Source organism: Vicinamibacterales bacterium (genome assembly GCA_036012125.1).
Taxonomy (GTDB): domain Bacteria; phylum Acidobacteriota; class Vicinamibacteria; order Vicinamibacterales; family UBA823; genus UBA11600.
Window position 1 is genome coordinate 1 of the sequence record DASCOS010000009.1, and the last position, 19,918, is coordinate 19,918.

The 19,918-nt window shown below is 53.2% G+C and carries 18 protein-coding genes and 1 pseudogene; 12 read left to right on the top strand and 7 right to left on the bottom strand.

The genetic code is table 11. From position 1 onward, the window contains the following. Positions 1 to 273, top strand: a 273-nt coding sequence (locus QGH09_02910; protein HJO17137.1) for a hypothetical protein, incomplete at its 5' end; no start/stop codon positions are given. Here the strand turns inward: QGH09_02910 and QGH09_02915 are convergent. Continuing rightward, positions 251 to 961, bottom strand: coding sequence for a polysaccharide deacetylase family protein (locus QGH09_02915; GenBank protein ID HJO17138.1), 711 nt, complete (start codon positions 959 to 961; stop codon positions 251 to 253). The two genes, QGH09_02910 and QGH09_02915, sit on opposite strands and share 23 nt — an antisense overlap. A gap of 212 nt (positions 962 to 1,173) precedes the next feature. Between QGH09_02915 and QGH09_02920 the strand changes: the two genes are divergently transcribed. From QGH09_02920 to QGH09_02930, 3 genes are all read left to right on the top strand, one after another. Further along, entirely contained in the window at positions 1,174 to 3,141 is a 1,968-nt protein-coding gene (locus QGH09_02920) for a tetratricopeptide repeat protein (GenBank protein ID HJO17139.1), read from the top strand. Between the two features lie 398 nt (positions 3,142 to 3,539). Further along, complete coding sequence (locus QGH09_02925; protein ID HJO17140.1) at positions 3,540 to 4,550, top strand: hypothetical protein; 1,011 nt, start codon at positions 3,540 to 3,542, stop codon at positions 4,548 to 4,550. Between the two features lie 55 nt (positions 4,551 to 4,605). Further along, positions 4,606 to 5,979 (top strand): amidohydrolase family protein, encoded by a 1,374-nt coding sequence (locus QGH09_02930; GenBank protein ID HJO17141.1) that lies wholly within the window; start codon positions 4,606 to 4,608, stop codon positions 5,977 to 5,979. 62 nt (positions 5,980 to 6,041) lie between these two features. Here the strand turns inward: QGH09_02930 and QGH09_02935 are convergent, their stop codons facing one another. From QGH09_02935 to QGH09_02960, 6 genes and pseudogenes are all read right to left on the bottom strand, one after another. Continuing rightward, positions 6,042 to 6,812 (bottom strand): hypothetical protein, encoded by a 771-nt coding sequence (locus QGH09_02935; GenBank protein ID HJO17142.1) that lies wholly within the window; start codon positions 6,810 to 6,812, stop codon positions 6,042 to 6,044. Positions 6,813 to 6,951: 139 nt separating this feature from the next. Beyond that, positions 6,952 to 7,128, bottom strand: a pseudogene (locus tag QGH09_02940) (cation:dicarboxylase symporter family transporter). 90 nt (positions 7,129 to 7,218) lie between these two features. Then, positions 7,219 to 7,785, bottom strand: coding sequence for a peroxiredoxin (locus QGH09_02945; GenBank protein HJO17143.1), 567 nt, complete (start codon positions 7,783 to 7,785; stop codon positions 7,219 to 7,221). After that, the gene (locus QGH09_02950) at positions 7,740 to 8,147 is read right to left on the bottom strand and encodes a hypothetical protein (GenBank protein HJO17144.1); all 408 of its coding nucleotides are present in this window, start codon (positions 8,145 to 8,147) and stop codon (positions 7,740 to 7,742) included. The genes QGH09_02945 and QGH09_02950 overlap by 46 nt, the downstream gene beginning before the upstream one ends. Positions 8,148 to 8,249: 102 nt before the next feature. Further along, the gene (locus QGH09_02955) at positions 8,250 to 8,654 is read right to left on the bottom strand and encodes a hypothetical protein (GenBank protein HJO17145.1); all 405 of its coding nucleotides are present in this window, start codon (positions 8,652 to 8,654) and stop codon (positions 8,250 to 8,252) included. A gap of 77 nt (positions 8,655 to 8,731) precedes the next feature. Next, positions 8,732 to 9,421 carry a Crp/Fnr family transcriptional regulator gene (locus tag QGH09_02960; protein ID HJO17146.1) on the bottom strand — a complete coding sequence of 230 codons (690 nt, stop codon included), beginning with the start codon at positions 9,419 to 9,421 and terminating at the stop codon, positions 8,732 to 8,734. A gap of 577 nt (positions 9,422 to 9,998) precedes the next feature. On the opposite strand from QGH09_02960, the gene QGH09_02965 reads away from it, so the two are divergent. From QGH09_02965 to QGH09_03000, 8 genes are read left to right on the top strand one after another with little or no spacing between them, the layout of a single operon-like run. Beyond that, positions 9,999 to 10,775 carry a c-type cytochrome gene (locus QGH09_02965; GenBank protein ID HJO17147.1) on the top strand — a complete coding sequence of 259 codons (777 nt, stop codon included), beginning with the start codon at positions 9,999 to 10,001 and terminating at the stop codon, positions 10,773 to 10,775. Positions 10,776 to 10,830: 55 nt separating this feature from the next. Beyond that, a complete protein-coding gene (gene nosZ / locus QGH09_02970) occupies positions 10,831 to 12,636 on the top strand; it encodes a TAT-dependent nitrous-oxide reductase (protein HJO17148.1) in 1,806 nt (601 codons plus the stop codon). Between the two features lies 1 nt (position 12,637). Beyond that, the gene (nosD, locus tag QGH09_02975; protein HJO17149.1) at positions 12,638 to 15,958 is read left to right on the top strand and encodes a nitrous oxide reductase family maturation protein NosD; all 3,321 of its coding nucleotides are present in this window, start codon (positions 12,638 to 12,640) and stop codon (positions 15,956 to 15,958) included. Continuing rightward, complete coding sequence (locus QGH09_02980; GenBank protein ID HJO17150.1) at positions 15,958 to 16,848, top strand: ABC transporter ATP-binding protein; 891 nt, start codon at positions 15,958 to 15,960, stop codon at positions 16,846 to 16,848. Before nosD ends, QGH09_02980 begins: the two co-directional genes overlap by 1 nt. After that, positions 16,835 to 17,668, top strand: a complete 834-nt coding sequence (locus QGH09_02985; protein HJO17151.1) for an ABC transporter permease subunit — start codon at positions 16,835 to 16,837, stop codon at positions 17,666 to 17,668. Before QGH09_02980 ends, QGH09_02985 begins: the two co-directional genes overlap by 14 nt. Then, positions 17,665 to 18,297 carry a hypothetical protein gene (locus QGH09_02990; protein HJO17152.1) on the top strand — a complete coding sequence of 211 codons (633 nt, stop codon included), beginning with the start codon at positions 17,665 to 17,667 and terminating at the stop codon, positions 18,295 to 18,297. Before QGH09_02985 ends, QGH09_02990 begins: the two co-directional genes overlap by 4 nt. Beyond that, on the top strand, positions 18,267 to 18,842 hold the full coding sequence (locus tag QGH09_02995) for an SCO family protein (protein HJO17153.1): 576 nt from the start codon (positions 18,267 to 18,269) through the stop codon (positions 18,840 to 18,842). Before QGH09_02990 ends, QGH09_02995 begins: the two co-directional genes overlap by 31 nt. Then, positions 18,811 to 19,875 (top strand): transglutaminase-like domain-containing protein, encoded by a 1,065-nt coding sequence (locus QGH09_03000; protein HJO17154.1) that lies wholly within the window; start codon positions 18,811 to 18,813, stop codon positions 19,873 to 19,875. The genes QGH09_02995 and QGH09_03000 overlap by 32 nt, the downstream gene beginning before the upstream one ends. Positions 19,876 to 19,918 lie beyond the last annotated feature (43 nt).

Sequence of the window (19,918 nt, forward strand, 5' to 3'; positions counted from 1 at the left end):
GGTTCGATGCTCAGCGTCACCCGGCTGGAGGCAGAAGCGATGAGCGCCCGGGTCGAGCTGCACGAGAATCTCCGACGTCCCGTCAGGAAAATGGATCCAGGGCTGGCCCTCGGGGATCACGGTGCCCGGAGGGAGGCAGCCGGTGTCAACACCGAGTTGGTAATGTCCGGCTCCCTCGTGGCCTGGACTGGTATCCAGGACGGTCTAGATAATAACGGCCAGCCGATTCTCGATTCGTTTCGACGTCTGCTCAACAAAGCGTGCCGAGTTTGAATCCCCGTTCTCGTAGGGCTGGAACGAAGAGCGCTGTGGCTTCCACAGCATAGCGGCGGTCGGCACGCGGATTCTTGTGATGGCCGTCATGTATCACAATGATGTCACCCGCAGAGGCACGTTGGGCTAACCGGTGAGCGAGTCCTTCAGCCTGGCGTGGCCGATACCAGTTCCAGTCCCATAGTCCCCAGCCCCAGCCGACCAGCACGAAATCGATACTTGCCAGCCCTTCATACATTTGACCGCTTCGCCAGCCGGCGTGCGGCCGAAACACACGGCAGGGCCGCGTACCGGCCAGTGTTTCAATCCGGTCTGCGGCGGCTGCCACAGTATCGGCTAGCGCCTGTGGCGACTGCCACATGAGTCGGCGGGTGTGTGAATGCACGCCCACGGCATGTCCCTCCGCGAACATCCGCCTGACGACCGGTGCGGTCTGCTCGGTTAGATGCTGGTCGATTAAGAAAAATGTCGCAGGTGCGTTTACGTCCGCGAGGACATCGAGGAGGTCTGGTGTGGCATCGAGATTAGGACCGTCGTCGAACGTCAGATAAACCGTGGGCGGGCCCGCGGTGTGGGGAATGTGCCAGACGGCCTCTCCTGGAGCCACCGAGTCCAGAATAAAAGGAAACGGCGCCGTGTGAGCCAAGAACACCAACGCCGTCCCGACTGCTGCAAATAGAAACACCATCCGCGCTGAATCTCCTCCCGAAGGGAGTGCCGAAACGCCGTCGTGGCGGCTCGCTCAATCCTGTGGAGGGCGGTTCGTGGGAACCGAACCCCAAGGATGTTGTGCACTCATGATAAACCCCAAAGCTGAGGTCGCGTCGCCTTGAACCCCTTTCCTGCCAGCAGTAGAATTTTGGTATGTACAAGCTTCGTCGTGGTTGTTGAAAGAACACTATGGTTGGTTCCCGCAAATATCTTGTCGCTGTGTCAGGCATTATTTTCGTGGTGCTGGTAACAGCTTCCTGTGCACGTCAAGACGAGATTTCCGAAGCCTTACCGGTGCAACACACTTCACCGTTGCGGCAGGACTCGGAGGCAGCAGAACTCGTTGAGACCGGTCAAGGCACTGCTGACTTACGTGCACTTGCCGAGCAAGGCGATGCCGAAGCACAGCTTAGGCTTGGGGGGATGTATTTTGCGGGTCAGGCGGTTGCGGAAGATGCGGCCGAGGGGGTCCGGTGGTGGCGCCTTGCGGCCGAGCAAGGGCTTCTGCCGGCGCAGACTGGACTTGGCGGCAGGTACTTTAATGGGCGGGGTGTAGAGCGGGATGAGGCCGAGGCGTTCCGGTGGTATCGGATGGCGGCGGAGCAAGGCGATGAAGAGGTGCTGGCATTTATGCGCCTCAACGCGGAGCAGGGCTCAATGACGGCGCAAGTGAGTCTTGCGGAGATGTATGCCGAAGGTCGAGATGTTATACGAAATGAGATGGAAGCCATCCGATGGTGGTGGCAAGCGGTGCCGCAAAGTCCTGTGGAAGTGGTGGTGTTGATCCGACGAGCGGCTGAGAAGGGTTCGGTCGCAGCGAAGATTGCTCTCGGGCGTATCTATGCTACTGGCCGGGGGGTTTCCCGGGATGAGGCCGAAGCGTTCCGGTGGTATCGGCTGGCGGCGGAACAAGGCTCGGCTGAGGCACAGGTTACCCTAGGGGACATATATGTGGATGGGCGTGGAGTTACACAGGATACGAATGAAGCGATGCGCTGGTATCGGCGGGCAGCGGAGCAAGGCTGGACTGAGGCACAGGTCATTCTTGGGAGTATGTATGGCGAAGGTCGAGGAGTAGTACAAGACGAAGAACAAGCGATGCGTTGGTATCGGCGGGCGGCTGAGCAAGGCTGGTCAGATGCGCAGTTTACTCTCGGCGGTTTGTATTTCGCCGGCCGTGACATTCCTCGGAACGAAATCGAGGCGGTGAAATGGTACCACCGGGCAGCCGCACAAGGTCATACGGGGGCGTTGGCGTGGGTCCGCCGGGCTGCCGAGGAAGGCGATGTTCTCGCTGAAGTCACTTTGGGGGATATGTATTGGAACGGGCGTGGTGTTGCGACGGACGCGGGCGAGGCCGCACGCTGGTATCGCATGGCCGTGGAACGGGGTGATGTGGAAGCGCTGAGGTGGATGCGCCTGACGGCGGAAGAAGGTTCACTAGCTGCACAAGCACATCTTGCGGACATGTACACCACGGGCCGTGGTGTGGCACAAGATGAGGCTGAAGCGGCACGGTGGTCTCAGCAGGCGGCTGAGCGGAGAGAAGCCGAGACTGAGAAGGTGCCATGGTTTTACCAAACAGCCGAGGAAGGCAATGCCGAAGCACAGCATGTTTTAGGCGTCCTGTATTCCTCAGGTCGGATTGTTGCCCGTGACGGCGTGGCTGCGGTGGAGTGGTATCGCCACGCGGCGGAACAAGGCCACGTTGTTGCACAGTTCACCCTTGGACTCAGGTATGACGCGGGTGAAGGTGTGATCCGGGACGAGGCGGAGGCAGTACGTTGGTACCGGATGGCGGCGGACCAGGGACATGCCGTGGCGCAACTCGCTCTTGGAGTCATGCACTCTGACGGCCGTGGCGTCACGGCGGATACGACGGAAGCGGCACGGTGGTTTCATCGAGCAGCGGTGCAAGATGTTGCTCGAACGCAGCACGATTCCAGGGTTGTTTACGCTAACAGTCGTGAGGTTGCGCAGGACGATGTAACCATTTATCTATGGTTTGATCTCGCGGTCGCACGATCGACTGATGACACACGGGATTCGGTAGTGCAGTCGCGCGAAACCGTAGCACAACGAATGACTCGCAATCAGGTCGCTGAAGCTCGGCGCCGCGCGCGTGCGTGGGACGTAGTACATCTGCGCGTGCCGTAAATCTGCACGTTGAACTGCCTTCTTCCCAATAGTAGGATCGGCTTCTACACTGCGAACTCTAGGAAGAACTTCATGCCATACCTTGCCCGCATCGTTGTCACCACAACTGTTCTCGCCCTGCTTCCGTTGGCGTTTCCCTTCTCGGCTCCTAGCCGAACCAATCGGCGCGCCACACGATCCAATGCAGGAGTAAAGCGAGAGGCGCCATTTCAAATAAGAACCCCACAAAGACTGTGGCAAAGTCGTTAACATCGGGTGTAGTCGTGGTTCCAGTCGCGCCTTGCTCCGCAGGGGGTGGACTCACCGGCGTAGCGGTGGCTTTGAACTACTTATCGAGAGTCTATTTTCATGACCCGTCTGACGAGTTGCCACTCGACGTAAAATAAGGCTCACGCGAGATGCCACGATTCTTATATGTAGAGCCAGGGGTGACTATGTTCATGAAGACGAGGCCGACGACGATGACACACGAGTGGCTGATCCGATTTTCGTTTGTTTGTCTTGTGGTGGTGGGGACAGCCTGCGGTGGTGGCGAACCGGTGACACCTGCTGACACTGCGTTAGTTACGGAAACGCCGATCGCGATTCCTTCTTTTCGCATCCTGTTTCAGAGCGACCGGGATGGAGGCTTCGAGGTCTACATGATGGATGCGAACGGTGCCAACCAGACGAACCTGACCAACAACGCCGTCAACCGTTACAACGACCGACACCCAACTGGTTCACCCGACGGGTCTGCAATTGCTTTTCGTTCTGACCGGGACGGGAGTCCGGATGTGTGGGTGATGCAGGTTGACGGGATGAATCAGCGGAACTTGACGAATCATCCAGCGACCGATTTGGATGCTGCGTGGTCTCCTGATGGGTCGCAGATTGTCTTTGACAGCGATCGGGACGGAAACATGGAACTTTACGTTATGAATGCGGATGGGTCTGAGCCGAGGCGGCTGACGATGAATGACGCGTTGGACAGTCACCCATACTGGTCGCCCGATGGGAACCGGATCGCTTTCCATTCTGACCGTAGTGGACAGATGGACATTTACGTCGTCGATGCTGATGGAGATGGGTCTGACGCGACTCGCCTTACTGACAACCCGGGTAACGACCAGTTTCCCTCCTGGTCGCCCGATGGGACAAAAATTGCTTTCGACTCAGACCGTGATGGTTTGAGTAGTGTTTACGTGATGAGTGCGGACGGCACCAATCAGGTTGCCTTGACCGACCCTGGACAGGTGGATGGCGTCCCCTCTTGGTCCCCTGATGGTTCTCAGCTTGTATTCCGTTCACAACGGGATGGTAACGAAGAGATTTATGTCATGAACGCTGACGGCTCTGGCGAAATCCGGTTGACTGACAATGAGGCTGCTGATGGGAATCCCCGGTGGTCACCGAGTATCGCCCGCTAAACGACCAAGACCGGTCTGAAGCACACACTTGCGAAGGAGAGGAGGAGACACACCCATGTTGACTTCGGTAGTCGCGATACAACCACGTTCTTTAACTTGTCTCAGCGTACTCACATTCGCTGTTGGTATAGCCCTTTCAACTCCGACAGCAGTATCGGCCGAGCAATCGACGACCGCCGCCGTTCGTGCTGGGATGCTGATTGATCCCGAGGCGGGCACAGCGACCCCGAACCAGGTCATCTTGGTCGAAGGTGGTCAGATTACCGCAGTCGGTGACGACATTACCGTGCCAGCTGGCGCGGAGGTGATCGACTTGTCCGACCTGACAGTTCTACCTGGCCTAGTGGATGCACACAACCACTTAGGACTGACTTACAAGGTTGACCCTGAACGGAACATTTACTACCTCACTTATATCCTCGATTCGACCCCGATCCGCGCCATCCAGGCGGTGTCAAATGGCATCCAAATGCTTTCGTCCGGTTTTACGATCGTCCGCGATATGGGTAACAACGGCAATTATGTTGATACCGCCTTACGTGTTGCGATCGAGCAGGGTTGGGTGCCCGGTCCCACAATTATCAACTCGGGCATCATCATTGGGGGCATGGGCGGACAGTTTTGGCCAACGCCTGAGATGGCACGCGAGCACAACATCGTCTATCCAGAATATCTTGATGCCGATACGACCGACGAGATGATTAAAGCGGTAAGGCAGAATGTACTTTTCGGGGCCAAGGTGATCAAGATTTGTGTTGATTGCAAGCCCTACGCTTACACCGCTGACGAGATGAGGTTGTTTATAGCTGAGGCCGCGAAGGCTGGCATGAAGGTGGAGGGTCACATTCAGACAAGGGAAGGTGCCCGTGCCGCCATCGAAGCCGGCTTGTGGTCACTTGCTCATGATGGTCCGCTCGATGATGAGCTTCATAAATTGATGGCTGAAAAAGGGATTTGGCGTGCAGGTACCGAGACGCCGTTTACACCATACCGTGGCAGTGAGGGCGCTTTCGAGCGCACGGTGGCTGGTTTGCGGAACGCCTACGCGAACGGGGTAAATCTAACGTTTTCGACTGATGCCGATTATTACATTCCAGGCATGACCCGCGGCGAGGTGGTGATTAACTTCTTGCTGACCTGGCAAGCGGCTGACATTCCTGACGCGGAAATTTTGAAAGTCATGACGATCAATGGCTATAAAGTCTCCGAGACCTACGATGAGCGTGGACCGATCGCGCCAGGTCTGGCAGCCGATATGATCGCGGTGGTTGGGAACCCGTTGGAGGACATTGACACACTACGGGACGTTCGGTTTGTAATGAAGGATGGTTTGGTTTTCAAACGTGACGGTGTTGTGGTGCCAGAGGTCTTCTTCAACCCCGGACCGGTGAACGGATGGCAGATCGGTTTTGATGAGCGTGTCCGGTAACCTTCAGCTGTGTTCAGTCGCGTGAGGCGACTCAGCTGCGTCCTATAGTCTGCTGCCGCTACCTAAGGCGCGGGCCACTCGAAGATGACGTCGTCGCTGTAGGCGTAACCTTCAGAGAAAAAGATGGCCACGTTAAACCTGTAGCTGGCGCCTTCGAGGAACGGGACGTCTTGGAGTACCCCCGAGGTGGCGTCCCAGTCGAACACCAGTGAGATGGGCTCGTCAGGGGGGTTCACGAGTGGCCACGCGATCACCTTGTACCACATTCCTTGCGAGGCTTCCGGAGGTGGGATCCAATTGACAACGAGGTCCTGTCCGGAACGGGTCCATTCGAGGCCAGTCGGGTAGGAGATTATTCCCGAGCTGTAGGGGAACGACTGTTCGTAGACCAGTTCACTGTCGCGCCAGTAACTGAACGTGTAATCCCCCGGTTCCGGTAGGTTTCCACTCTTCGGTCCGTAACGAACCCATCGGCGGGTCACTTCGCCGGAGTAGTTGTTGATGTTGAAGTCCTTTTCGAGTTCTATCTGCTCTCCGGCCGGAGTCGTGACCACCACGGAAGTTAGGTCGGATAGAAAACACTCCATCCCGGTTCCTGAATCTTTGTGGCAGTTGACTTTATACTCCCAGCTTTGCACGCTTGGTCCGTGCTGTGACCAGACCTCAGGCCAGATCTGATGGGTGCGGTTGCCGTGTTGACGATCCGGAAGGCTAGGCGCTGGAGGAGTGTAACTGGAGGGTGCAAAGGTAGAAGAGCCGCCGCCGCTGCCTCCACAAGTCACCCACAGAAAAGCCAGAGCGACCATATACCAGCGTGCGTGTCTGAGTGCCATATTACACTCCGCGTCACTAGTTTAGAGTAACCGCTAGTGATTTTCTTGTCGGTAAAGACAAGCCCACACTCGGCTAACCAGCAAGTCTAACTTCGCCCTCTCAAAACCTTTACATTCCACCAAGATATAACTGGAGTTATTAATGCAGTTGGGAGCACCCAGTGAGGATCACGACCCGCGCGCGTTTCATAAATTCGATTGGATCACGCTTGGCCACGAATCTTAGAATCAGCGAATAGCCCACGATGAAGAAGATCGCGATGCTGCCAACGACGGTCATTATGTATTTCAATAAATTAAAAAGAATTTCGAAGCCGAAGCGCGCGGTGCCACTTTCATTACCAAGCCGATAATGGCGATCGTGACCTGGCCGAGGCTTTCAAGAAGATTCAGTAGCGGCAGCCATTTATCTTAGATATTCCAACATTTTTTCAGGTGATGATTGACCATATGGATCATCATCATTGCTCTCATCATTTTTTCCAGGTTCAATAAACATTTTAGTTACTTCGCCGTTATCTACGACTGCAGAATACCTCCACGATCTCATACCAAATCCTTGCCCGGGTTTGTTTACAAGCATGCCCATGCCTTCCGTGAATTTGCCTTCACCGTCAGCAATAGGTTTTACCTTGGTTATATTTTGATCTCTAAACCATGCATTCATTACAAATGAATCATTTACAGATATGCAATAAACTTCGTCAATGCCCTGTGCTTTGAATACGTCATATCTTTCTTCATAACCAGGGACTTGCTGCGACGAACAGGTTGGTGTGTACGCTCCAGGCAATGAAAATATGACTACTTTCTTGCCCTCAAATAAATCGTCAGTAGAAACATCTTTCCAGTCACCACCAATCGCACAACCTCCACCTAATGATTCGTTGTCACCTACTCTGGTTCTAAATATTACTTTTGGTATTTTCATATCTCTGTGAGCTCCTCTACCTGTTCCAAGTGGAATTTCCACCCCTCAGACTCTTGAAGCGTCGTTCCGACGAACGTCCCGAACGCTTCCCTGTCGTCTAGAGGCAGGGTTTCGAACACACGCTCCGTGATTGCCTGTAGGAATTCTTCTCGCAACCGACCAATCTCACTAAGCGGTAGCTGGCCTGAAAAGACCGCGTCAACACACACGGTAGCAAACGCCAGAACAACACTCTGAATGTACTCAGCACCCACTTGTGTGGGGTCTTCCTTAGGGACACCAGAGCAAGTAGCGCAACCCAGAGTCTCTTTCAGCGTCTCTTCGGCTTCGTACACCGCAACTTCGACAAGGGATCGACGCTCTACAGGGAAACCCTTCGGATACGGGATTCGTCTGCCCTTCATCGGCCTATTTTATGCCAACCCGAACGTTCAGGCCCCATGGAAGGCTCGACCTATGAAGGATCGGCTCTAAGCATCTAGGAGAGAGTGGTTTATGGGAAATGTTCAGGTAGAACGCAGCTTCTGGACAGCCTGCAATCTCGGTAGTGATTGATAAAAAAGACGTTGGTCGCGTTCGAGATGCGTTTGCAGGTGTTCTCGCAATGCAAGGCAAAGCGACTTAATATCGTCCGATTCAGGGTTGGTGTCCAAAAGCGTTTCTAAGAATTCTAGATCGTCAGCCAGTTGACTATGTTCTTCAGCCAATTTTGACAGAACGCTACCGTCCAGAATGGATTCATTTACCATCCCCCAGTATGTTTCCAGTGCGCCGTGAAATATTACTGCCGCTCCAATATCTAGGACTGCTGCCGGCGATAAATCCTTACCGTCTTGGATGCGACGAAGCAGCGCCCTATGGGTGAGGCCGAGTCGGTTGTGAATATGCGTAGGTTTTCCGGCCACTTCCATGCGATGAGCATAGGAGTTATAGGGGGGGGAAACGTATGACCTTCATCATGTAGCTGCGATCACTGAGCAAGACGGTATTAATCGAGCGAGACCTGCTCCAATGTCTTCCGATCAAGCAGGACAAAACCGTCTTTTTCCGTGCGAACAATGCCTTCCTTCGACCATCGACTCATGAGGCGGATGCAGGTCTCGATGGTGGTACCGGTCATATCCGCAAGCTCCTGGCGCGATAGCGCCAACGGCACCACCTGTCCCTCTGGCCCTGATTTTCCGACCTCATCAGCCAACTTTAGAAACAAACGAGCGAATCTTGGCTCAAGGCGCCCACCGGTTAAACTGGCGATTCGGTTCGTTAATTGAACTAATCGTTGTGTCAGACTGAGCAGTAAGCCACGCACGAGGCTTGGATGTTGTTCCAGCAGCATAAAGAATTTCTTCTGTGGCACTTGAAGTAAGGTTGCATCCTCAAGCGCTGCCGCTGACGCCGGATACGGTATCCCTCGATATGCTGCTATGGCGCCGAAGAGGTCTCCGGCCGAAAAGAGTTCCAAAATAATATCCCGTCCGGCCGGTGTGATTTTGAAGATCTTCACTCGACCAGTCACAATCAAGTAAGAGAACTCCGGGGGCGAGCCCTCTCTGAAAATCTCCTCGCCGCGTGAGAATTGTTTAACACTGGTAATCTCTCCTAAACGCTGCCGATCGACGTCTTCCAACTCTCTAAATAACGGCGCGTCGAAGATAAGGTCTTTAGCGGTTGTTGACATCTCAGCATTATAGTTCGACGCGTGAAAACGCCCAGTCGGTGAGGGTCGTGTGCAACCGTGCTCCGCTCGAAACTACATCAAAATAAGGGGTTTTTTGTCCGGAGCCAGTTCCTCATGACCATGGTCATATCGTCAGGTTGAATCTTAAGATACCTTCGGCTGTACGAAATGGCTGGAGCAGCCCACATGAGTCGCAGGCATTCGCACGCTTCATGGTGCCCTCCTGGGAACTTGCCTCAAGGGATTGAAGGACGGGCCATCCCCCTTAAGGGACCATCCTACTCGGAAGAGTTGTTTGCCGCACGAGGTTACTCGTCGCGGTGACTGCTACGCTCGGGAGGGCATCATAAAGCGTGCGAATGTTGTGAGTCGGGCCGCTTCGGTTGTTGAAGATTCGGGTTAGCGATTTTTTCTTTTACAAGATGAATAATTAGATCGTCCATAAGCGATTTGTGATGACACCCCTTGTGAAAATTAGCACAAGTTCTAAGATCGGATCTCAGTTAGGAATTCCACCCAGGAGTTCTTTTGAGCTCTTGTATGATAATACTCCCAATTTGAAAGGCAGGGTCGGCGTATGAAACATGAAATGCGAATCTTCCTCGTCCTCATGTTTACGAGTTCAATACTGCCCTCAGTTGCCGCGGCTCAAGACGCTGCAGCTGGAAATGCTGTCTACGATTCGCGATGCGTCATTTGCCATGGTGACCAAGGTGACGGCCTAGGTCTCATCGGCATCGTGCATCGAGCACAGCAATCCGGGGTGGTCGTGACCATCTATCCAAGAGATTTCACCGCGGGGGTTTTCAAATTTCGAAGCACGCCGACCGGCACTTTACCCACCGACGATGATCTTTTTCGAACAATCACCGAGGGTATCAGCCGCTCCGGCATGCCGTCGCACACCGACTTATCTGAAACGGACCGCCTAGACGTCATCGCTTACATCAAAACGTTTTCTCCGCGATGGGAACAAGATGAACCTGGCGAGCCATTCACGATCGACGCCGCGCCGTCGTACGTCGGGTCAGCGGACTCCACCGAACAAGGTGTGACGGTTTACCAGACCATGCGTTGTGCAACCTGTCACGGTGAAACGGGGCTCGGCGACGGCCCCTCGTCTGCGGAATTGGAAGACAGTTGGGGTGACCGCATTCTCCCGTTTGATTTCACCTCGGGCCCCCTCAAGGGTGGCTCTACACCGGAAATGATCTACCGCACTTTCATGACGGGTCTGGACGGGACGCCAATGCCATCGTATGAGCCAGCCATGCCCATCGAAGAAGAACGATGGCATCTCGTTTCCTACATCCTTCGTTTGATGACAGGCGAGACAGACGCACAAGATAATTAACCCGAGACCTGTATTGGAATTTAGTAGGTTTATCCCTAAAGCAAGGAGTCAGCTCATGATTTCATCCCATCCACTGACCACATGGATTGCCTTCGTCGCAGCGGGCCTCTCACTGAATTGTGGTGCGCCGCCGCCAATGAACACTTCTGAGGGTGAATCACCTTACGCTGCTCATGAAGTCGCGCCGGGTGAACTTGACGAATATTACGGTTTCCAAAGCGGAGGCCAATCAGGTGAAGTGCGTGTCATTGGTATTCCCTCAATGCGCATTTTCAAGCGCATTCCAGTGTGGAATCTTGATTCCGCCAGTGGCTGGGGCATCACGAACGAGAGCAAATCAATGATGGGAGGCAAGGTGGTCGGCGATACTCACCATGTCCATGGTTCGTATGTCGACGGCACCTATGACGGTAAGTGGCTTTTCGTCAACGACAAGGCAAATAACCGCCTTGCGCGAATTCGAATTGACCAGATGAAAGTTGATGCCACATTGGAGATTCCCCATACGCAAGGCACGCATGGGACTTTCCCTCAACGGGCACCGAAGACCGAATGGGTGATTCTAAATAGTGAATTCCGGACACCGCTCGTCAATGACGGACGCGGGGCTCTTCTTGACGAATCGACATATGGCGGCGTCCACACGATTGTCAACGCCGAGACCATGAAAGTCGTGGCTCAAGTTCAGACCAGGGTAAACCTTGACCTCGCCGCGACCGATTACAACGGCAAATTCTCCTTCGCTACCTCATACAACAGTGAGGGTGGAGCGACAATTTCCGAGATGCTCGCCAGCGACCTGGACTACCTCGTCGTTTTCAACTGGGATCGTATCAAAGAAGCCCTGGCGGGCAACGCTTACCAGACGGTTGACGGCATCCCGATTCTCGACGGAAGTGAGGGTTCGAGTCTTACCGCCTACATCCCGGTCCCGAAGAATCCGCACGGCGTCAACGTGTCTCCGGACGGAAATTACGCGGTAGTGTCCGGAAAGGTCTCGCCGACCGCTTCAGTGATCGACATCTCAAAACTTGACGATGTCTTTGCCGGAAATCTCGAACCGCGCGAGGCGGTCGTGGCGGAACCAGAAATAGGACTCGGCCCACTCCATACTACGTACGATGGCCGTGGCAACGCCTACACCTCACTTTTCATCGATAGCCAAGAGGTGAAATGGAATCTTCAGAGAGCAATTGAACTCCAGGCCAATCCCCAAGAGGGTCAAACCGCAGTGGTCGACCGTCTCGATGTTCACTACCAAGTTGGCCACACCATGGCGTCGATGGCCGAAACGAATGAAGCTGACGGGCGGTATCTGATCTCGCTCAATAAGATCTCGAAAGACCGCTTTCTCAACGTCGGCCCCCTCAAGCCGGAAAACGACCAGCTGATTGACATCTCAGGGGACAGCATGGTTCTGCTCAAGGACGAGTCGGCCTACGTCGAACCACACGACATCATTATTGTTCGACGCGACATCATCGAAGATAAAGTGCTCCATCGTGTCCGGCTCGAAGACCATCCAGAGGCGGTTACGGAGAGTTCTGTCGTGCGTGACGGAAACAAGGTAACGGTGCGTGTAACAGCGACAGCCCCGATGTACGGCTTGCAAGAGGTTGTCGTCAATGAGGGTGACGAAGTCACTTATATTGTAACAAACACCGATGAAATTCCGGATCTCTCTCACGGGTTCGCAATCTCGAACTACAACATTCAATTGATTGTTAGCCCGTTCGAGACGAAGTCGGTAACCTTCATTGCGGACAAACCAGGCGTCTATTGGATCTACTGCACGACCTTCTGTCACGCTTTACACCTTGAAATGCGCATGCGATTCGTCGTGCGTGCTCAAGGGACGTGAAATGAGTCGATTCGGGAGAGAACTACGTGAAAATTGGACGATCTGGCTCGTTATGGCTTTCGGCCTACTGGGCCAGCATCAACCTTTAGAAGCGCAGATTTCTTTCGGTCAGCAGCGGTACGAGTATGAACTCTCGAACGTGCTGCCCGGCGCATCGGTGTTCGAGCGTGTTGACCACCACTGGAAAGGTTACGCATCCGAAAGCCGGAGCCAGCTGCTTGGTTACGTCTTTCTCACCGACGACTTGGTTGACATTCCTGGGTATTCCGGCGAGACGATAAATACCCTCGTCGGAATGGACTCCCAAGGAACGATCACCGGTATCCAGATCGTTGGTCATTCTGAACCGATCGTTCTCATTGGTGTTAGTGAAGCGTCTGTGCACGAATTCACGGCCCAGTATCCAGGGATGCAGATTGCCGATCGCATTCTCATTAATAACCAACCAAAACCTGACTACGTCAGTATTGACGGTATCAGTGGAGCCACAGTAACCGCTGTTGCGGCAAATCTAACTATTCTCGAAGCGAGTCGTCTCGTCGGTCGGGCCGAGGGTGTTCTATCGGCGGCGGCCGTGCGAAAGGAACGACCCTCCTCAGAATTCGAGACGCTCAGCTGGAAGCAGCTCGTCTCTCTGGATGCCATCGGCGCTCTCACGGTAGGGCCTGACGAGTTCGTCGATAACGACCGAATCCAATCTGTGGACGTGAGGTTCGCAGTTCTGGACCCGCCGACCGTCGGCCAGAATCTTTTAGGAAAACGCTTCTTCGAGCTCGTCCAGCAGAGACAGGAACAAAACGGCGGAAGTGCGGTTTACATTGGCGGTGTGGGTGACTTGTCATTCAAAGGGGCTGGTTTCGCACGTGGAGGAATCTTCGATCGTTTCGTACTTGAACAAGCCGGCAATCTTTTCGTTTTTAGAGACCTCGACTATATCGCCTTTCCGGTGCTGACAGCCTTAGGTGCTCCAAGATTTCGCGAAGGCGGCATCTTCTTTACGGACGAAACCTTCGACCCGACTCAACCGTTCTCGTTTCGCCTAACGGTCCCCTATCGCGTGCAAGACGAGAGGCACTACGAAACATTCGTCGCTGAGCACCAGCTTCCCAGTCGATTCGTTGAATCCAATGTTCCATTCTGGGTCACTCGATGGCAAGTCTCTTGGATAGCGGTGCTCTTCACCCTGCTAATGCTTGGATTCTTGATTTTTATTTTCGCGGCACGGGGACGTCTGATTTTGCACCGTAGCATTCTGCATCGATCGGCCGCAATATTGGTCGCCGTTATATTTGGCTTGATGCTCAAAGCCCAACTGAGCACGACTCAAATCCTAACGTTGGTTAACTCGGTTCGGCGATTTGAATTTCCGACCACCACATTTCTCTCTGAGCCGCTCATCTTCATGATGTGGATCGTGACTGTGGTCACGCTCCTGATTTGGGGGCGAGGGTTTTTCTGCGGTTGGGTGTGTCCCTATGGAGCCTTGCTCGAATCGTTGCGAATCGCCTGGGAAAAGGTGGCACCAAACGAACTACGAATGAAAATCGATGGTTGGCGACCACCAGAATATTTTTCCCGTGTAAAAATTGCAATTTTTGCCATCATCTTGCTGGTGTCACTGGTGAATCTCCCAGTCGCGGAGGCACTCAACGAAATCGAACCCTTCAAGACATTCCTTCTTGGACTCACGCGACCCTGGGCGTTCGTTCTATACTTCGCGATTATCACGCTCGCGTCCGTGGTGAGCTATCGTTTTTTCTGCCGATTCCTTTGCCCGTTAGGTGGTGCACTTGCGATTACCTCAACGAGGGCGCCATTATTACCGCTGGTCCGTTACGAAACGTGTACGAGTTGCCAAATTTGCGCGAAAACGTGTGAGCCCAACGCCATTTCCTTCGAGACGGGCCGAATCAATTATCAAGAATGTCTGCAGTGCTGGAAGTGTCAGGAAACCGGCCTCAATGAGAATGTCTGTCCGGAACTCATTAAGAGAAAGATAGAGAATCGGCCGTTGCGTTTAATGGTCGCCAGCGGCCTCTTGGCCCTATTTGTTTGGCCGACTGTCATTCATGCGGAGACGCGACGAGTAAGTCCGGGAACACTCTCTGAAGCGCTGAACTCGGCTGACGCCGGTGACCTTCTCCTTCTGGAATCCGGTATTCATGAAGGGCCGCTCCACATTACTAAATCGATCACACTCCGCGGTGAGGCTGGTTCAATCATCGATGGCCTTGGGATCGGGCACATCGTTATTGTTGACGCACCCGGTGCAGCGATCGAAAACTTGACGTTGCGTAATTGCCGAGTCAGCGAAACGGTTGCCGACGCGGGAGTCTGGGTTGAAAAAACAGCCACCAAGGCGCGTGTCGCCGGCAACACCATTACAGGCTGCCGTTTTGGTGTTTGGCTTCACGGCGCCAGCCAAACCGAAGTCGCAGATAACCGTGTAATCGGACTTGAGAAACTTAGTCAGACTGAGCGCGGCGACTGTATCCATTTATGGGATGCCGACGGTGCAAGCGTGACCAATAATGAGCTTTCATATTGTCGCGATGGTGTCTACATGGAGCTCACGAGTGACGGAGACGTTGCAGGCAATCACATCACCCAGTCGAGATATGGCGTCCATTCGATGTGGTGTGATAACAGTCGATACTCCGGAAACTACACCCACGGCAATCTCGTGGGTCTTGCCCTTATGTTTGCTACACGCATCGAGGCGAAAGGCAACATCCTGCACAACAATCGCGCCCATGGCCTGCTCTGGGTGCAGGTAACACGGGGAAGCGCCGACAGCAACATCATCATCGGAAATACCAAGGGGATGTTCGTTTATAATTCCTTATACAACACCATCCGCGGGAATCTGGTAGCACGCAACAACCTTGGCAGCCATTACTGGGGTGGCTCTGAGGAAAATGTCATGCGAGATAACGCTTTCATCGAGAATGAAATTCAGGTGAAATTCGTCGCCGCTAAGGACCAAGTGTGGGACAGCAATTTCTGGAGCGACTACGGAGGTTGGGATATGGACGATGACGGCCGAGGTGAAGTTCCGTATCGTTCTAACACTTTAGTGGATGCGCTGCTCTGGAACTACCCTCTCTCAAAGCTGTTACTGGCAAGCCCAGCGTTTCAGGTTTTGGCAGTTGCCGAGCGTGAGTTCCCCGTCATCACTGTGCCAAAAGTTACAGATCTGTCACCACAAATGTCTCCGTCGATGACGAATTGGAAAGCTCTACTGGATCACTATCCAGCTCAGCCGTCGCAATACTACTTGGAGATGGAAAAACTTCCCCATGTCCCTGGGAGCCACCACTGATGTATTGCCTAGAAGGAATTTCAAAGCGATTCGACGAGATTGAAGCTCTCACGGCCCTCGATCTCGAAATCAATGATGGAGAGTGGCTCGGCATCGTTGGGCGAAACGGCTCCGGCAAGACGACTCTGCTACGCATGCTCGTTGGCCTCTCTTGGCCGACCACTGGAAGAGTGCTCTTCAATGGAACAGAGCCGTCTGCTGAAGACTGGCGCGCAATACGCCATTCGCTCGGTTTCATGCCAGAACGCATTGCGTTCTTCGAGAACCTGACAGGAGATCGGATGCTTCGCTATTTCGCTCGCCTCAAGGGTGTAGCCGAAGCCGAAGTTGGCCCCCTGCTGGAACGAGTAGGGCTTGGCAATGCAGCGAAACGAAAGCTTGGCGGTTATTCCAAGGGAATGCTTCAGCGCCTCAATTTTGCTCAAGCGCTTCTAGGGAACCCGCGATTACTTATTGTGGATGAGCCAATTGAAGGTCTGGATGTCCAGGGTGTTCGAGAGTTTTTCGAAATATTGAAGAGCGATCAAGACCGTACCGTTGTCATCTCCTCACATCGCCTGTCATTGTTCTCACGATATATGGACCGCGTCTGTGTTTTAAGTAATGGAAGCGTCAAGGCGATCGGCACCGAAGACGACCTCCACAAGAAACTTCAGCTTCCAGTACGCGTTGTACTCCATCCTGCAGTCGCTTCCAACGGAGAGGTGGTCAAGGCGCTACAAGCACTCGGTTCCGCATCGATCGTCAGTCAGAATGGAAGAGTGATCGTGAAAGTGTCTCAACAGCAAAAAGTCCAGTTTCTCGCCGATTTGGCGAGCCTTGATGCCATAGTCCAAGACGTTCGCATCGAGGAACCTTCACTTGAGGAGGTGCTGCTTGAAACGAGTTGACGCTGTTTGGACAATCGCTCGAGAAGAACTCGCAGGTCGTGTCCGCAATCGCTGGATCTGGACGGTGAGTGTCCTCGTGCTGATTACGTCCCTTACTGTTGCTTTTCTGGGTTCGGTATCGGTCGGGGTCATTGGTGCACGCGGGTCAGAAGTCGTCATGGCGAGCCTTCTAAATCTAGCTGTCTACTTGGTCCCACTCCTTGCTCTCGTCATGGGTGCTGGCGTTATCATTGACGAGAAACAGCGCGGGATCTTAGATGTGTTTCTCGTCTGTCCCGTGTCATCAGCCGAGTACTTTCTCGGAAAGTTTGTCGGGTATGTGTGGGCCTTGTCGATTGCCCTCTTGGCAAGTTTCGTGCCCACAGGCATTCTTCTAGTAGTGACGACTGCAATTAATCCCACAGAATATCTGCTGTTGCTCCTACTTGTCCTTTCGTTAGGAGTCGTCTTTCTCGCGATCTCTTTTTTCATCTCGATTCTTTCCCGCGATCACGCTCGAGGTGTCGGCTTGTCCATCCTCGTGTGGGTTCTGTCTGTCTTTGTGTACGACTTGGCACTCGTTGGAGGCCTAGTGCTCTACCAAGGCGAGATCTCCCCTACAGTCTTTGGGGCGATCTTATTGCTGAATCCAATAGACATCTTTCGCTTGCTTGCACTCTCTTGGGTAGGTAGCGCTGCCTCGCCTCTTGGCTTAGGCACGGTGGCGCAGCCTTTTCCAGTTGAGATACTCGCAGGCTTCTTAGTCCTATGGGGCATCGTGCCGCTGTGGCTGAGCCACCGTCTATTTCAGACCCGTCTAGTTAAGGATAGATTGTTATGACTCCAAACATGCTCAAAGCTCTTCGCACGTTGTTCTTCTTTCTCATTTTTCTCGCCACAGGTCTGGGAACAAGCCTTGGCGGAGACCTTAAAGGCCGCATCTCACTCCCTCGCGGTTCAGGACCTACTATCGTATTCGTACAGGGTGTCAGAAGTGAGGCGCTTCCCAAACAAGACACCGTCATTACCCACCTCGTTGGCGGAGAATTCACCCCATCTGTCGCGATCGCCTATGTTGGAAATCAGTTCATTTTCAAAAATGAGGATGACGCATTACATACGACGCATCTTTATCTCCATTTGGCCTACCAAAAAGAAGTGTCGGGGCGACCCATCAAGAACGGTGCAACGCTCTACAACATCGCTCTACCGAAACCTGGAATGGAAGTGAGCCGGCCAGTTAAGCCTTATTTTCGATTCAGTGCTGACACTGGAGTCATCGATGTCCGCTGTAATTCTCATCCAACAGAATCCGCGACGGTCCTTGTGTTCGATCACCCTTTTGTAACGGTTGCTGATTCAGATGGTGCTTTTAATATTTCAGGAGTGCCGGCAGGAACGCATGAGGTCTGGATTTGGCAAGATGGAGGTGCCTCAATATGGAAATCGATCGAGGTGTCAGACTCATGATGACCCGCCTTGCAATCACCCTCGCGTTGATCGTTACGGTGCAAGCCGAGGGATTGCCACGCTTCACGTTTACGAATTATGACGGTCAAGTTGTCTCTAATCATACTCTTGTTGGCAAAGTCACAGTCGTTGTGCCTACCTACGCGAAATGCGTGTTTGCATGCCCCATGATCACTTCACGGTTGATCGAACTGGATGGAAAACTGCAGAACCCGGAAACCATTCAGTATCTTCATGTCTCCATTCAACCCGAAGAAGACACCACGGAAGAAATATTGAGTCACTTCAGCGACCATGCGATCGAAGCAAATCAAGATTCACGATGGTTGTTTGCAAATGGCCCCAAGAAACAGATCGAGAACTTTCTTGCAGAGATCGGAATTGAAATTACTCGCACCACAGTCGACCAGGGAGTCCTAATCGAACACACAACTCGAGTTTATGTGGTGGATCAAGACGGTGCGATAGCTGCCGTTTTTGGAACCTATTACTGGGATGATGAGGAGATGGAAAGTGTCCTTCAACGCCTATCTGTCAAGACCTGAGCGTCGCGAGTTTCTTCGCGTGACTGCCCTAAGCAGTGCATCACTCGTCACTTCAAGTTATTGTCCACTGCTTGAAGGCGCAAGCACTCCGAATATAGCCGGCTGCCGCCTTATGGAATTCGATGTGAGTTACACCACCGAAATCAGCAGTCTTCCCCGTGATGCCAAAGTATTCAGTGTCTGGATGCCGTTACCTTCCACTGATCATGCACAAGACATCTCCAACGTGCAGATTGAAAGCAGCTTGTCATACGACGTGACCCAAACTGAAGCTTTTTTCTCTGACACATTGCACGTTCATGCCAAAGCTTCACAAGCTCCTTGTAAGATCGAAGCGCGTTATCATATCGCTCGCTCACGAGTTGGAGTTCACGCGGAAGCCGTAAATATGCGGGACCTCGCCAATTACCTGCAAACCACTAGGACGGTTCGCATGACTCCTGATATTGAAGATTTTGCAACCCGCATCATTGGTGAGGCAAGTCATCCATTAGAGATTGGTCGCCGCGTTTTTAGAGGAATTCAATCTTTACTCACTTACGATAATACTATTCCTGGCTGTGGCACTGGAGATACTGCGTGGATCATGAAGCATCACCGAGGCAAGTGTGATGACTACCACGCACTGTTTATGGCCATCATGGTTTCTCGTGGAATACCCGTCAGATGGGAACAGGGGTTTCCACTCCCGTTCCCAGATGAAACAACAAATACTGGCGGCCAAATTGAGGGCGATTGTACCGGCTCGCACTGCTGGGTGAGTTTCTATGTTCCGGAGTACGGATGGGTGCCTGTCGATGTTTCTGAGGCAGACAAGACGCCTTTTGCTGGAGATTTCTATTTCGGCAACCTCACGCCAAATCGATTCCAAGTTTCAACTGGGCGTTCGGTCGTATTGAACCCTAAGCAAGGAGGCGATCCTTTGCCGAGTTTTGCGTTTTCGTATGCCGAAGCAGACGGAATACCACTTGTGTACCTTGTTAATTACCAAAACATTATTAGTTACAGTGTCACCAATGTGGAGTTCTCTTGATAATTGAGATTTGGGGCGGCAAGTCGATAAATCGCATAAGACG